Below are 15,080 nucleotides of genomic sequence, written 5' to 3' on the forward strand. Positions count from 1 at the left end.
TAGAAGTTATTCTTATTTAGCTGGAATAAGCTCTACTAGAAGCTAGTTCTTATGTACTATATCTATCCGGTTTTTTGGGTGTGACAGTTCTGGGTGCGGAAGATAGGTTTAGATTGCACTTGGGTATAAAAAAATCGGATTATCTAAACTTTATGGCTCGCACAACTAGCAGTCAGGATATTTTTCCGGATTGCGGGTAATTTTTGTGAATATTAATTGAGAAAGTTAAATAAAAATTTTATTCTCTCAAGATAATCGTTACTGATTAATAAACCTACTTATCTATTAAGTAAAGCGGTGCAAAAAAACTAACTATATTAAGCAATGTAAAAATTTAGGAATTGATTTTTTCCTGAGGAATTTAGTCTTTACTAGCAATCTTTAATAATTTTCACTGTTTTATTTATTAGATTTAATATTTTCACCCTTGCTTTCTCCTGATATTACTGCTTTAAAATAAGCAGTAATTTTCTTTAATTATTGAGTAAATCCTATTGCCCAAAACTAATAAACATGAGTAAATCTCTGGAAATTTTAGATATGTATTCACAAAACGAAATTGCCCACAAAGATGAAATTGCAGTTTTAGGGGCATCATTGCGAGAAATTGAACAGAAGTTACTCAAGCAATCCCAAAATACAGGAATCACCAGACTATGGTTTCAAGGAGAAGAACCATATTTTGATGTGTTCTTTGAATTAAAAAATGATGAAATATTATGGTTTCAATTAACGCTACGCGGTAAAGCTATCTCTTGGGATAGTAAAAAATTAAAATTCCAAACTGGCACTACTAATGAACTGCATGACAACGATGTCAGCTTTTATGCAGCGAGTAAGACAATTGAAAATGATATGCAGACAGATTGGGAATTCGTGAATTTAGCAAAATTGATTTTGCAAACCAGAGCCGATGAAACTATTTTTGCCAAAGCTTTAGAGTTATTTAATTGCCAAAATAAACAATAACTAATTCATTCGTTCTAATTTCTTGAAAAAATTAAGTACTAAAAAAGTTAGCACAGCACCAATTAGTCCCAATTCCCATAAACCACAACCTGCGGCTATTCCCAAGGCTGCTGAAACCCAAACCGCCGCAGCTGAGGTTAATCCATGAATTTCTGTCCTTTGTGATTCATTAGGAGATTGGCGTAAAATCTCTCCCGCACCCAGAAAACCAACACCAGCAGCTATACCTTGGATAACTCGACTTAAAGCATCAGCGCTGGGATTCATTCCGGCTGTAGATAAAGGAATAAGAGTATAAATAGCTGAACCCAGACTGACTAACATATGAGTTCTCAACCCAGCCGGTTTGTGTCTTAGTTGTCGTTCTAAGCCGATGATTGCGCCAGTGAGTAACGCTATGCACAATCTAAAGAGAATATTTTGCAAATTAAGGCTCATGCAGCATCAAAATAGTTAGTGATAAAAAATATTTGCATAATGAATAATTAAATTCTATATAGCTATTTAACTTGGTTGTTGAACTGACAAAGTAGAACTCAGCAACTCTTAATAAGCAATGCTTAACCAGGTAATTACCAATTATGAATTACCTTTGAGGATATCGCAGATAAATAATTTTAATTCTGCTAGTACTACTATTTATGATATTGGTTAAAGGTAGTAATTTAAAGCTGTAGCTATGATTATTTAATGGCGATAAATAATTTAAACATTATATTCTACTGTAAATTGCTATATTTAAGCATACAGTCAAGATTTGCAGCAACGATCGCTATTTGAGGAGTATAACTGGCGTGAATCAAATAAAAATATGCATTTGCCAGCTAATTAGACTCAGGAACTAACCTGAGGTAGCAATTTCAGCAATAAGCTAATTCTGGTATGGTTTTTCGGCTCGCTGTCTCAGGCTATAAATATTCAGTTGTGACTGAAATAGGTTAAAAATAGACAAGTACAGCACAACTGCTGGTTTACAGGTTTCACAGGCGCACAGTCAGAGAAACATAAGGGTAGATAAGCTAATCTGCTTTTAAGTTGCACAATCCATTGTGAAGGCTGTTGGCTGTTGACTGTTGACTGTTGACTGTTGACTGTTGACTGTTGACTGTTGACTGTTGACTGTTGACAGCCCTTATTAGTAGTTATGCAATTTAGATAGGCATTAGCTTAACAAGCACAGAATGATGCGTCAATAAACCACCTATTGGCAATATCTGAAACTCTGGTACAAAGTAAATATAAATTTCTGCTTGTAGTACTATTGGCTGTTTGGCTACTAATTATTAACTTTTTTCACTCTTGCACAAATGGTTACTACTGTGACCATAACCAATGAATTACAACAGAGAACAACAAAATTGAGTGGACAAACTCTACTGGCTTGACCAAATTAAACTCCAAGACCGCGCCAAGGTAGGTGATAAAGCGTTTTACTTGAGCCGAATCATGCAGCGTGGCTATCCTGTAGTACCTGGTTTTGTTGTAGGTGCAGAAGTCTTGCAACAATTTTTAGAAAATCTTAATAGCTCGGAATCATTAGTTGCTGACTTACCCCATTCTTCGTTGTATTTGGATGTAAATAATTGGCGTCAGCTGCAACAAGTAGCCGGTCGTTTGCGCCAGGAAATTGTGACTGCTACTGTACCACTATCTTGGGTAGGAAAAATTCTCTCAGCAGCGAGAGAATGGGACAGCGACTATCTAATTTTTCGCCCTACGGTAATGGTACCAAGCGCTACTAAGGCGGGAAATATCTCAGGATTACTAGAGTCGGTTTTTTGTCCTTGTAATCCAGACGCGATCGCATCTGGGTTAAAGCGCACTTGGAGTCAGTTATTTCGCGCCAAAAGTTTACTATATTGGCAACGAGCCGGAATTGAGCTAAAAAGAGTCAATTTTGCAGTTTTAATCCAGCCGGTGCGTAATGCGATCGCTAGCGGTTTATTTCATGCAAATACCTCTGGCTGGGAAATTAGCGCTACTTGGGGATTAGGAGTAGCGATCGCTAATGGTGAAGTTTTACCCGATGTTTACTATATTCACCCAGAAACCGGGCAGTTAATCGAGCAGCAACTAGGTAGTAAAATCCTCGCTTATCGAATTGAAAATTCCGCAAATAAAGATAGTTTGCAACCAGTCACGCCATCAGTACTGACTCTAGATAATCATTGTCTAGTCGCCTATTTACTCGAAGAAAGCAAACAAAAACAGTACGCTTTACAAGCCGAATACCTACAACAAGTCATTATGTTGGGCAATCAGCTAGTCAGCGAACTAGGTAGCGAATTTGACATAGAATGGACAATTTCTCAGGTTAGCCCAGTACCCAAACTCTACCTCACCCAAGTTAGCGCCCCCCAATCAGCCATTCCCAACGTCCAAATTATTAAGGGTATAGGAGCCGCTAGAGGGCGCGTTACAGCTAATGCCTATGTAATTGCCAATTCCCAATTAAAACCAGAACAGCTACCTCAAGGCGTGATTTTAGTTGCCAAAGCCATTACGCCAGACTGGTTACCAATTTTACAGAAAGTTATCGGTATTATTACAGAGAAAGGCGGCTTGACTAGCCATGCAGCCATCCTCGCGAGAGAATTAGGTATTCCCGCAGTAGTCAGCGCTACAGATGTTACAGCCTTAATTCAACCAGGTGAAAGATTACTGGTAGATGGCGATCGCGGCGAAGTTTCGCGAGTGCGAGAAGACATAACTTTAGAAAGGATCGTAGCAAAAAGCGGTTCAGCAGAAAATATCGATTTCGATGATAATCATGCCATCTCTAATCCTTGGCAATCCCCACCATTACGTAGTTCTGGGATACCTTCTCAACCGCTAATTGGTACTCAGCTATTATTAAACCTCAGTCAAAGCAGCTTAATAGAGCAAGTCAAAAGTTTACCTGTGGATGGAGTCGGATTACTGCGTTCCGAACTGATGATGTTAACCGTACTAGAAGGACAACACCCTAATAGTTGGCTAGCCGATGGCAGACAAACAGAATTATTAGAACTTTGGACTGAGGAGATTATACAATTTGCTTGTGGCTTTGCACCGCGAACAGTATTGTATCGCTCCTTAGATTGGCGATCGCACGAATTACCATCCGCTACCCAAGAACATCAATCTACATCACAAGCCGTCTTAGGCGATCGCGGAATATTTAGCTATTTACTTAATCCGGCAATTTTCGAGTTAGAATTAGCCGCTTTAGCTAATGTGCAAAAAGCCGGATACAGCAACGTCAATCTGATGTTACCCTTTGTCCGCAGCGTCGAAGAATTTTCTTTATGTCAGCAAAAAGTTGTGCAAGCTGGATTAACTCAATTACCCCAGTTTCAACTCTGGATTATGGCAGAAGTTCCCAGCGTGTTATTTCTGCTACCAGAATATGTCAAAGCAGGCGTCGCCGGGATTTCTATTGGTAGTAACGATCTTACCCAACTGCTGCTAGGAGTAGATCGAGAGCAAGAACAACTAGCCAGAAGATTTAATGAACTTCAGCCAGCAGTAATGAGTGCGATCGCTCAACTAATCGAAATGTCCAAAGATGCGGGTATTCCTTGTACAATCTGCGGTCAAGCGCCAGTATTGTATCCCGAAATCATTGACCGCTTAGTGCAATGGGGAATTACAGCCATTTCCGTAGAACCTGAAGCAGTAGAGCGAACATATCACGCGATCGCTCGTGCAGAACATCGCCTGATTTTAGAAGCCGCAAGGCGACAGTTGAGAGGAGGATAAGGAAAAGGACAAGGAGGACAAGGAGGACAAGGGGGACAAAATCAATTCAAAATTCACGCATTCAGAAATATTTTTGACTTTTGACTTTTGACTTTTGACTTTTTCTGCCCCATGCCCACTATTTTATATACCCTGTTTCTCGTAAAAACTTGCGGAGGTCGGTGAAAAATTGAGCGCGATCGCTTTTTTTATAAGCCTGTTGCACTTGTCGCCAACCGTCTTGTCCTTGACCTAGCATATATTTACTGGCTAAATAAGCCGCCAAAAATCCTTTACCGTCGTCGCCTTGTTGGCGAATTTCCTGGTAAGTTTGCCATAGTTCTTTAGTATTGCTGGCGATTAACTTGGGATAGCGGCGGGTAACATCAACCATCTTTCCTTGACGATATTGCCAAATTTGCAGTGGGTAGCCAGAAGCAGCGTAGGAACTAAAAGCGTAAGCAAAGCGATCGTCGCGGCTGTTAAATTCTGGGATTCCGTCTTTGTCTACATCTTTGAGTTGGTAACCAGCATTACCCCATTCATGACGAATTTGTTTGTATTGCTGAGATTTACTGTCATAACGGTAAATTAAGGAATAAAGACAGCAGTGCGCTCCCCCTGTAAAGAAATCGGCAATTACTTCCGGTTCTTTGTTACCATCTAAATCTCGCACTGGTATTTGATTTTTCTGTGCGTCAAACTCCCCGATAGGGCGGTCATATTCACTATCTTGGGGTAACTTTTGCTCCAAAATCCTTTTACCAGCACGAGTAATTTGTAACCGCACATTTTTATATTGAAATTCTTCCGGTTTGTCATAGGAAATTTGTGCCTGTACATTTCCTGACTTACCAGTAATTGTTTCGGCTGTAGCAGCTTGAGTAAATAGCGCTACAGCACTCATAAAAGCTAAACCGATTAAAGATGGATTCCGAAACTGACGAATAAAATTCATTATGGGTGTTGTATATATTCAGACTGATTTTTACAACACCATCATAGTCATCAATATCGGAAAATTGCGGCAACTGGTGTGCTAAAAGGTATTTGTTCCGGTGGAACAGCGTAAACAGTACCGCCATTTAATAAGGTATGAGTTGCGGCTAAATCTAACAAATCCTCATCGCCAGTTTCTTTATCTTCATGTAAATACACGGCTTCTGAACTGGGGTCAAACAAACCCCATTGCTGTTGTCCGACAGCAACCAGCAATGAATCTATTCGTTGAAAATAAGCAGCCGGGATGATTTTTTTGAGGTCGTTGGTAGCTTTACCTGAATCGCCACCAAAGAGTTGATGGAATCGTTCCAGAAATTCTTGCTGTGACTTTTGGAAATCAGCCTCAACAATTGGCCAAGCGCGATCGTGTAAATCTTGAGCGCTGAGAATTTCTGGATTTCCAGTGATACCTTCTGCCATTAAATGCTGATAAGTATTCGCCTGTTTGTATAAAGGTAAAAGATACTCTACTCCAGCCAATACCAAAGGCGCTGTTTCTTCTCGCAGCTTTTCCTGCAATGCTCGATCAATTATGTAAAAGAATTGGCGAATTTCTTCTTGATGCTGGTCTCTATCTGGACTTCCCTGTCCGTGAAATGCACCTGGTTGGACAAAAGAATTCGCAGTTCCACCTTTAGATGTAGCAATGCGAAACTGACCCTCTTTAGCAGTTTCATCTTGATTGAGAGCATCTGCTAAACTTTTTGGTAAATTTTCTACTTCTACCTCGTTAATCGTATAGTGAGTTCCCTCAAAAAACCTCACATCTTGTTGACTTAAAGCCAAAATGTAGAAACGTCCATTACCATTTAAAATCGGTAACAATGGTTTGATGTGAAATCTATCTGTGACGACAACCAACTCTTGAAAATTAAATGGCAAAGAATAGTAACGAAAAAATTCTTGAGAAATAAAGATTGCTAATCCCAAATCTCCCATTTGTTCCCAAAATTCTTGGTTATCAAGATTAATTGCTGGCTGCAATAGCGCAGTTGCTTCTTGTGCTTCCAAACCTGCGTCAATTAAATATGCTTCTGCTTCCTTAATTAAATTCTTAAAGCGAATCGGGTCTTGTCGCACTTCTGGCCCTGCGGGGTGAATTGGCATATAAATTGACACACAATTACCCTTTGGCTGTTGTAAAAGTGGCTTGATTTCTTCTCTAGAAATTAATTGCATAAAATATCCCTCCTAGCAACGCGACCAGAAACATCAGAATCAACACAAAATATTTAAAGTTCTGATGAGATGTTTTTTGATGTGGAATTGAACAGCAAAAACAATGAATCTGGATTTATTTCACGTCAAGGAGGGTAAAGTTTCATCTTTCTTTGGACTTACTAATCATTGGGCATTGGGCATTGGGCATTGGGCATTGATTAACAGTCAACAGTCAAGTGGATGTAGGTTGGGTTGAGGAACGAAACCCAACACTCAAAGTCCTGTAATTGTTGGGTTTCACTCCGTTCAACCCAACCTACACATCTGTCTCATTTTTTTCTGGAATTGGTATTACTAGTGATTAGTGATTAGTCATTAGTCAACCGTCAACAGTCAACCGTCAACCATCTACGATCCATTTTTTGCTTGTTGAGAATTGACGGGTGCTTCTGGTTGGGGTTTGCGAACCCATCCTAAAGTTACACGTTTCATAATTGCGTGCAACGCTGTCAGGATAATAAAGGTAATAGCAATAATTACTAAAGGCTGTTTTCCTAGAAGTTCTTCTACTCCCTTAGTTAATACCGCATCTGGCTGGGTGATGAAATCCCAGCTATTGAAACGTAAAAATCGTCCCCAGTAAATACCTATAGCTGAGAGGATATGAGTAATTAACTCAACTCTAAAAATCCATTGGCTTTTACCAATTAAGTGTAAATAATTACCTAAATTAATTAAAGATATAACGTAAGCTTGAAAACCCGCTAGAATTACTAATAGATAAAGGGGAATTAATATTAAAGTAATAACCCATATTGATTGAATTGTGCGAATATCATCTATCAGATGAATTACATCGGTAAGTAGATAGGGTGCATTCGGTAAAAACGCATAGAAAACTATTAATCCCAGCCACCAAACCCAAGACCTGCGGCGATTTTTCCGAAACAGCCAGACACTTAAGGCTAAGGGTATAAAAGCTAGAAAAAGGTTCCAAGTCATCCATCTCATATTGATTTGTAAGACTTGGAATAATCTGTTCATTAATTCAATCAATTCCGCTTTCATAAGCTGACTCACAATGGTGTGATTGATTTAGGTTGTCTCTAAAATGCTTCCAGGTAATTTTACTGAACAGCTATCAATCCAGGTGTCAGGAAATGTATTTTTGTGACTATTCAATAAAATGTATTTACCTAGACTTGATACAAAATTTTTACGTTCCTACCCAGAGCAATAATTGCTACTCTCTCATTTGTTACTTCAACAGGCTAATTTACTAGTATAGCGAGAAAATCTTGGCGGGCAAATCTGTGAACTTTAAAAGCAAAAGTAAGCGATCAATCTTACTGATAAAATACTTACTCTGGTTCGTTACAGTATTTATTTAGCTGGCCAACTAACTTATCAGCGTCCTTACCGGCGGTTTTGCTTACGGCTGTTAGTGCTGTATCAATCTCGGCTCTAGCCTTTTCCAGTTTTTCTCTACCTGATGGGGTAGCTTCAGCAGTTTTAGCTGTGTTTAAAGCTCTAGCAGCTTTGGCGATCGCTTGACTCAAACTCTTAAAATTCTTGGCAAACCGACTTTGGTATTCTTGTAACTTCGGATCTTTGAGCTTCAATTCTTCTATAGACTTGGTAACAGCTTCTAAATCTTTAGATAGTTGTATGCTTGTAGTAACCTGCTGCCCTTTATTTTTGTCAATCAGAGAATTACCTTCATTCACAGCCTGAACCAATCGCTGACATTGAGAGGCTTTATTTTCATTGCAACCAGCGATCGCTAAAGCAATACTCAGGCTCATCACAGCAATAAGATTATTTTTCCGCGCAACAGACATGAAAACTCACCAGTATGAAAATTCCAACCATAGTATCTAACAATTCTGGAATTTTGTAGTGAGTTTGGGTATTGGGCATTGGGCATGGGGCATGGGGCATTGGGTATTGGGCAAAGGCAAAGACGCGATGAATCGCGTCTCTACAATTGTCATTTGTCTCCCTTGTCTCTCTGCCTCTCTACCAACCTACTGGCAAGCCGAGCCTTTCTAAAGTTTCTCCATCTTGTAAAAGTGGCTGGATATGTCGATCTATGGGAATTCGTCCTCCGGAAAGTACCAATGCACGTTGAGTTACTTTACCTAACCAATTGAGGTCATGGGAAGCAATTAACATTACTTGCACGGGCAAATTTAATAATACTTGCGCCAAGTGCCGCCGCCAATAAGGATCTAAACCGTTAGTTGGCTCATCTAAAATCAAAATGCTCGGCTCTAAAGCTAAAATTGACGCTAAAGCTGCTAGGCGTCTTTGTCCTCCAGAAAGTTCATGGGCTGAACGGTTGGCGTAAGCTTCTAGTCCAAAATCAGCTAATAATTCTCTGGCTCTATCTATGGCTAAAGCTGGTGGTACGCCGTAATTGCGCGGGCCGAAGGTAATATCTTCTAAGATAGTCGGCATAAATAATTGATCGTTGGCATCTTGGAAGGTAAAACCAATATGACGGCGGATTTGAGACAGAGTTTGAGATTCTACGGGAATGCCATTAATGGAAATTTTCCCGCTTTGTGGTTGTTTTAAGCCGATGAGATTTTCTAGTAAGGTGCTTTTACCAGAACCAGTTGCACCCATTAACGCCACGCGATCGCCTGGTTGTAATGTAAAGGAAATTTCGCGCAATACAGGCTCTTGATTGGCGTAGGTGTACACCAAGTTTTGCACCTCCACCACAGCTGCGTGGGGATGATGAATTGAAGATTGGGGATTAGATGTTAATGATTTCAAAATTTACAACTCAAAATGCACAACTGCGTTCTTACTGAGTTAACTGGTAAGAACTGATGGTTAAACAAGCCGCGATCGCACCTGCTATGAATACAGCCACACGCTCTTTTGGTTTTAATGTTGAGTCTATTGGTAATTGTCCGTTGTAACCCCGAACTACCATTGCGGTATAAACGCGCTCGGCTCTATCTAAACTACGGAGATATAAAGCGCCAATGGTGGCTGCACTGGTGTAGCGCAACCAGCCAGTTGTACCATTTAAACCCCGTAATTGGGCGCTACGCTGCATTCTCGTGACTTCTGATAGCAAAATTTCTAGGTATTGACCTGCTAAGAGCAAATTTTCCTTTAAGGCTAGCGGTACGGGTAAGCTTTTGAGGGCTATACCAAAACTATGGGGGGGTAAGGTTAACAAAAAACTATTCATCACAATTAAACAGATAAAAGAACGCACTAGCAGAAAACTAGCTCGTTCCCATCCCAAGGGCAAAGCTAAAAATGAGAGGAAGATTAACTCTGTACCGAGTAATTTTCCTAACTGGGGAAGCTTTACCTGTAACACCCAAGCCCATAAAAGAGCGATCGCTCCATAAGCACCCAAGTTATACCAAGCATGATGCTTTAATAAAGCTGCCCCAATCACAATAATCAGCGCTATTTGTAAGCGTAAGGTTAAGGAAATTCTAAGCATTATTCGGTTTCACTACCTTAGCAATCCCAAAGGCGACAGCAAAGCAAACAGCCGCACCTACCAAACCCGCAATACTCGTACCAATGGTTCCCAATCCCTGAATGCCATAATCGGCTAAAGGTGTGGGTACAATTACTCGTACTTTTTCGCTTAAGTCGATAAAGCCTAAATTTTCGGCTACCCTTTCCAAACCATCAGGCCAAGCTGAGGCAAATAGTGATAATACACCCGCCACGAGAACAATGCTCACAACTGGCACTACCCAGCCGCGAAATTGCTGTTGTTCCCCTGGTAACAAATCTGGCCTTTGCTTGGCAAGGTAAATTAATACACCTCCAGTAATTAATCCTTCACCAATACCAATGAGAATATGAGTTCCTGTCATGGCTCCTAAAACTATAGCGGCGGGTGCTGTTCCTGAAAGGGCTAGCTCAAGAGCGCAGGCTAAAGCTGCAACTACCACACTTACACCAGCAGCAATCCCCGCAGCTAAGGGTAAACGCCCTTTAGAACCGCCAAATAGCCGTTGCAGAGTGTTAGTTAACCCCCAACCAACCCAAACGCCAATAAAGGCCATGTTTAAAATATTTGCGCCTAAGGCTGTAATTCCACCATCGGCAAATAGCACAGCTTGGATAATTAAGACTGTAGCAATACACAATGCCCCTGCCCAAGGGCTACCTAAAACTACTGCGGCTAAGGTTCCCCCTAACAAGTGACCGCTTGTACCCCCTGCTACGGGAAAGTTTACCATCTGGGCAGCAAAAATAAAGGCTGTGGTTAAACCCAGTATAGGAGCGCGACGAATCCCAAAAGCATTTTGCGATCGCCCTAAAGCCACAAAAAGTGCTGCCGTACTCGCTAAACCAGTCGCTCCTGCAACTGGTAAAGAAACAAATCCATCAGGAATATGCATGATGTGCCCCGTGTGTTATGTTTTGCTTCACACAAATTACTCAATTTATCTGCGGCATTAAATTAATAAAAAGCAGAAAAACCACCTTTTATACAATGCCCTATTGGGGGATTTTATAGTGATACTTCCGGTAGATTGACAATAAAATATTGCATAACTAATATAGTTATTTTTTATTATGTAGAGTTTTATTAAGTTGTTTTTAAATTCACTAATCAAATCTGCCAAAAACACTCTATTGATTGATGTTATGTAGATGATTTCATCCACAATAGACTAGATAACTAGTTGTAAATATTTATATTTATCTATCTTCAGCAGCATATCCATTTGATATTTATCTATTTTGCCAGCAAGTTAACACAATATTTTATCGATCGTTAGGCAATCTAAAACCTGCTTTACAAAATAGATATTCCCCAAATCAAGCACAGTCAAGGTAGAAAAATTATTCTTCAATCGTTACCTTTTTTCAGCCAGGACTAACCTGCTGATTATCACATCATGCAAACGTAGTTTATATCACAACAAAGCTTTATAAAAGTTTTTATTGGGTGACAAAATTTAGCCATTTAGATGCGATCGCACCTTGATATCGACTCTGAATTTTTGACAAGTTTTTCTAACTCAGTTTTCTCTTTACACAAAGTAAATTCGGCGATAACGCTTACTCTTTCAAGGGGGTGGGATGAACCCCTCGCTGCCCGCCGTGGTAGATCATAAAGCATCAGGCATGGGAAGACTTACAAGCCCAATGCCTGCGAAATCCTACTTTGTTTTCAGGGTGGGATGAGCTTAACAAATAAATTATGAAGATCTCCTAAAGAAGAATTATTGACAATGATTTTTAATTCAACTAATATACACAGAAGTAATTGAAAATTGTTTGCAACATTATATTCTAGCGCTAACAGCAGTTTAATGTCATGCCCAGTAACTTAGCTTTGGGAAAAGAACAACTTTTAAGCCGTCGTCAATTACTAAAGCTGGGTTTAGGTGGCACTGGCGTAGTCGGAGCAGCAGCGCTTTGGCAAATGGCAAATCACAGCCAGTCTCTTGTCAAAGTTCCACCCACAGAAATTGCGGTATCTGAAGGCGTAACTCAACCGATGAAGATGCTGAGAAATTTCGATTATGGGACGCTAAAGCATGAAAATGGACGTAATATCCGCGAATTTAGGCTGACTGCGGGAACTTCCGTGATTCAACTAAATAGTGCTGTTTCCTACAATATCTGGGACTTAAACGGGCATATACCAGGGCCCACACTCAGGGTTAAACAAGGCGAACGGGTAAGGATACTTTTTCTCAATAAAGCTGGACATTCTCACTCTTTACATTTTCATGGCGTGCATTCAGCCGATATGGATGGAATTCGCCCAGTCAGTAACGGTAGTGCCACAATTTATGAATTTGATGCTGAACCTTACGGGGTTCATTTGTATCACTGTCATATTGAGCCTGTTACTCGTCACATTGCTAAAGGGCTATATGGGATGTTCATCATCGATCCACCCAAGCCACGCCCGCCAGCTGATGAAATTGTCCTAGTTATGGCTGGGTATGACGTAAATGATGATAGCCACAATGAGTATTATGCATTCAATGGATTGCCCCATCACTATATGGACAATCCCATTCGCATTTACAAGGATCAATTAATTCGGTTGTATGTGCTGAATATTATTGAATACGATCCAGCAGTTACATTTCACCTTCATGCCAACTTCTTTGATGTTTATCGTTCAGGTATGACTTTGACTCCGAGCGAGAAAACAGATGTGATTACGATGGGTGTGGCAGAAAGACATATTCTGGAATTTAGCTTTCGCTATCCAGGTAAGTATATGTTTCATCCCCACCAAGATGCGATCGCAGAAAACGGTTGCATGGGTGTCTTTGAAGTCATCAATTCATAACACATTGCAGAGATGTTACCTTGGTCGAGCGTTTTTAAAATGGCAAAAAATGGGCGATTTATACCTGAAATCGCAATTTTGCGTTACGTGATTTACAGATCGTGAAAAAACTCAATTTAATTTGATTAATGTTTAAAAATTTTCTCTAAATGATACTTTATGAGATAAATTTTGCAGGCTTTAATGTTGTATCTACTAGGCTTTGTGCAAATTCAAGCATAAAATTTGACATTAAAATCTGAATCTTGTATGGTATCCTTGATAAAGACTTCACATTAGTCAATAAATATAAGGTTTAGGTAAAGCTAGACAGCTAACCTACCACAAGTTTTTGGTGCAGCCTACATTTCCAATCAAGCAAAGAACATAGAAGCTTGAAACAGGGCATATCGAAATTCTCCGCTAATTTGCACGCCCTTAGCAAGTATGCGATCGCAAAATCATTCTGTTGAGAATTTGCCGTGATTGCTAGGATATCTGCCAGCAATCAAGTTATTTAGGCATAGTCACCTTGTTGAGGAAAGATAGTTACCCATGAAACTATCTATTTCCCGAATTTTTGATGCGATCAAAGTGCCTTGTGATACATATTCACAAGTATTTAGGACATAAAAATTTAGGCACTAAATATTTAGTGTTATAAGTTTAGCTTTTTTAGCGATCGCATCGATATCGCTAAAAATTCCTGCGAGTATTTCTAAGTTGAGGTTTCCTGATGACATTCAACACAAACGCTGATTCCGTTACCGGCGATTTACCTAAACAATTAGATATCGCCACAATTTGTATTTACGGGTTGAGTATCTTATCTGCGGGTTTATTCCTGTTTTTACCGTTAGTTAATTTACTTAGCCCTAGCCCTTGGCAACGTTATATGGGTGCGATACATGGAACAGCAGCCTTATTAGCAGTAGTTGTCATTGCTTATGCCGGACATATGGCATTTCCTTTACTGCGAGGAGTAGGCAAAATTTTACCCCAAATGCGGACTCTAACTTTTTGGGCTACCTGCCTATCTTTTATGGCAATTGCTTCAGGTAATTGGGTGTATATGCGTTACCGCGCACCTATAGGTGGTGCCCGCGCTTGGTTAACTAAAAATACACCTTTAGTTCATTACCTTTTCATGGAATACCATGAATTTACAGTGTTATTTACATTTCCTTTGGGAGTAGCTTGTACCTGGATTTTGTGGAAGTATGGCGACTCAATTTTAGATAAAAAGAATCGTGTAGTCCTCAATGCCACTTGCGTTGCTTTAATGGCAATGATGTTCTTTGCAATTGGCGGTTTTGTGAGTGGATTAAACGTCGCCAGAATCCATACTTTGTAAATATATTTCACGTGAATATCCCACTTAATTATCCATTAGGAGGTTATAACTAATGGTTCATAAATTATCGCAAGATTCTCAAACACTGCCCCTATATGTCAAGTTTTGGAACCGCTTAAAAACCTTTCCTAAAGGACTTTCAGCAGGTTCTCAAACATCTCCCACTGTTTCCGGCCCGGCGGCAGCAGCATTAATTAGCGCAGCATTTGGTTGCTTTATTTTAATGGTTGGGCAACACATTACATCGGCTTTCAAACCTTGGGAAAAAATTATTTGGAGTCTGGGAGATTGGATACCAGGTAGCCACAATGCTAATCCGTTATATGGTGAAATTGGCAGCTACGCTGGTAAAGAAACTGTGCTTTTAATTGGCTGGTTAGTTAGCTGGTTAATCCTCAGTAAGCTTTGGCAAGATAAACAGATTAAAGCGAGAACTATATTTTTCTGCTTATTTTGCTTTTTGGTAGCTGCAACTGTAATGAATTGGCATCCTTTATTCCCTTATTTACCTTTAATGCCAACATAAGCAGCAGTTTGCGGTAATTGGAGAAAATTCTATTATCCAAAAAAGAGAATTTTCACCAG

At 39.9% G+C, this 15,080-nt stretch carries 13 protein-coding genes; 5 read left to right on the forward strand and 8 right to left on the reverse strand.

Annotated elements, in window-relative coordinates; all coding sequences use genetic code 11:
• Positions 1-513 precede the first annotated feature (513 nt).
• On the forward strand, positions 514-969 hold the full coding sequence (locus H6G08_RS14785) for a hypothetical protein (protein ID WP_242046163.1): 456 nt from the start codon (positions 514-516) through the stop codon (positions 967-969).
• Here the strand turns inward: H6G08_RS14785 and H6G08_RS14790 are convergent, their stop codons facing one another.
• On the reverse strand, positions 970-1,407 hold the full coding sequence (locus H6G08_RS14790) for an MgtC/SapB family protein (RefSeq protein ID WP_190543795.1): 438 nt from the start codon (positions 1,405-1,407) through the stop codon (positions 970-972).
• A 924-nt stretch (positions 1,408-2,331) separates the two neighbouring features.
• Between H6G08_RS14790 and H6G08_RS14795 the strand changes: the two genes are divergently transcribed.
• Positions 2,332-4,710, forward strand: coding sequence for a putative PEP-binding protein (locus tag H6G08_RS14795; protein WP_190543798.1), 2,379 nt, complete (start codon positions 2,332-2,334; stop codon positions 4,708-4,710).
• A 118-nt stretch (positions 4,711-4,828) separates the two neighbouring features.
• Here the strand turns inward: H6G08_RS14795 and H6G08_RS14800 are convergent, their stop codons facing one another.
• The 7 genes from H6G08_RS14800 to H6G08_RS14830 form a co-directional block, all read right to left on the reverse strand.
• Positions 4,829-5,647: a hypothetical protein gene (locus H6G08_RS14800; RefSeq protein ID WP_190543801.1), complete on the reverse strand. Its 819-nt coding sequence runs from the start codon at positions 5,645-5,647 to the stop codon at positions 4,829-4,831.
• Between the two features lie 50 nt (positions 5,648-5,697).
• Positions 5,698-6,870 (reverse strand): baeRF3 domain-containing protein, encoded by a 1,173-nt coding sequence (locus H6G08_RS14805; RefSeq protein ID WP_190543804.1) that lies wholly within the window; start codon positions 6,868-6,870, stop codon positions 5,698-5,700.
• A 390-nt stretch (positions 6,871-7,260) separates the two neighbouring features.
• Positions 7,261-7,920 (reverse strand): DUF1361 domain-containing protein, encoded by a 660-nt coding sequence (locus tag H6G08_RS14810; protein ID WP_190543807.1) that lies wholly within the window; start codon positions 7,918-7,920, stop codon positions 7,261-7,263.
• A gap of 293 nt (positions 7,921-8,213) precedes the next feature.
• Positions 8,214-8,693, reverse strand: a complete 480-nt coding sequence (locus H6G08_RS14815; protein ID WP_190543810.1) for a hypothetical protein — start codon at positions 8,691-8,693, stop codon at positions 8,214-8,216.
• 178 nt (positions 8,694-8,871) lie between these two features.
• On the reverse strand, positions 8,872-9,636 hold the full coding sequence (locus H6G08_RS14820; protein ID WP_190543812.1) for an energy-coupling factor ABC transporter ATP-binding protein: 765 nt from the start codon (positions 9,634-9,636) through the stop codon (positions 8,872-8,874).
• Between the two features lie 31 nt (positions 9,637-9,667).
• Positions 9,668-10,327 carry an energy-coupling factor transporter transmembrane component T family protein gene (locus H6G08_RS14825; RefSeq protein WP_190543815.1) on the reverse strand — a complete coding sequence of 220 codons (660 nt, stop codon included), beginning with the start codon at positions 10,325-10,327 and terminating at the stop codon, positions 9,668-9,670.
• Positions 10,320-11,243: an energy-coupling factor ABC transporter permease gene (locus H6G08_RS14830; protein WP_190543819.1), complete on the reverse strand. Its 924-nt coding sequence runs from the start codon at positions 11,241-11,243 to the stop codon at positions 10,320-10,322. Before H6G08_RS14830 ends, H6G08_RS14825 begins: the two co-directional genes overlap by 8 nt.
• Positions 11,244-12,169: 926 nt before the next feature.
• On the opposite strand from H6G08_RS14830, the gene H6G08_RS14835 reads away from it, so the two are divergent.
• From H6G08_RS14835 to H6G08_RS14845, 3 genes are all read left to right on the forward strand, one after another.
• Positions 12,170-13,162 carry a multicopper oxidase domain-containing protein gene (locus H6G08_RS14835; RefSeq protein WP_190543821.1) on the forward strand — a complete coding sequence of 331 codons (993 nt, stop codon included), beginning with the start codon at positions 12,170-12,172 and terminating at the stop codon, positions 13,160-13,162.
• 715 nt (positions 13,163-13,877) lie between these two features.
• Complete coding sequence (locus tag H6G08_RS14840; RefSeq protein WP_199322583.1) at positions 13,878-14,495, forward strand: hypothetical protein; 618 nt, start codon at positions 13,878-13,880, stop codon at positions 14,493-14,495.
• A 52-nt stretch (positions 14,496-14,547) separates the two neighbouring features.
• Positions 14,548-15,021 (forward strand): hypothetical protein, encoded by a 474-nt coding sequence (locus H6G08_RS14845; protein ID WP_199322585.1) that lies wholly within the window; start codon positions 14,548-14,550, stop codon positions 15,019-15,021.
• Positions 15,022-15,080: the final 59 nt, after the last annotated feature.

Origin of the sequence: Calothrix anomala FACHB-343 (assembly GCF_014696435.1) — a bacterium.
GTDB lineage: Bacteria > Cyanobacteriota > Cyanobacteriia > Cyanobacteriales > Nostocaceae > Aulosira > Aulosira anomala_A.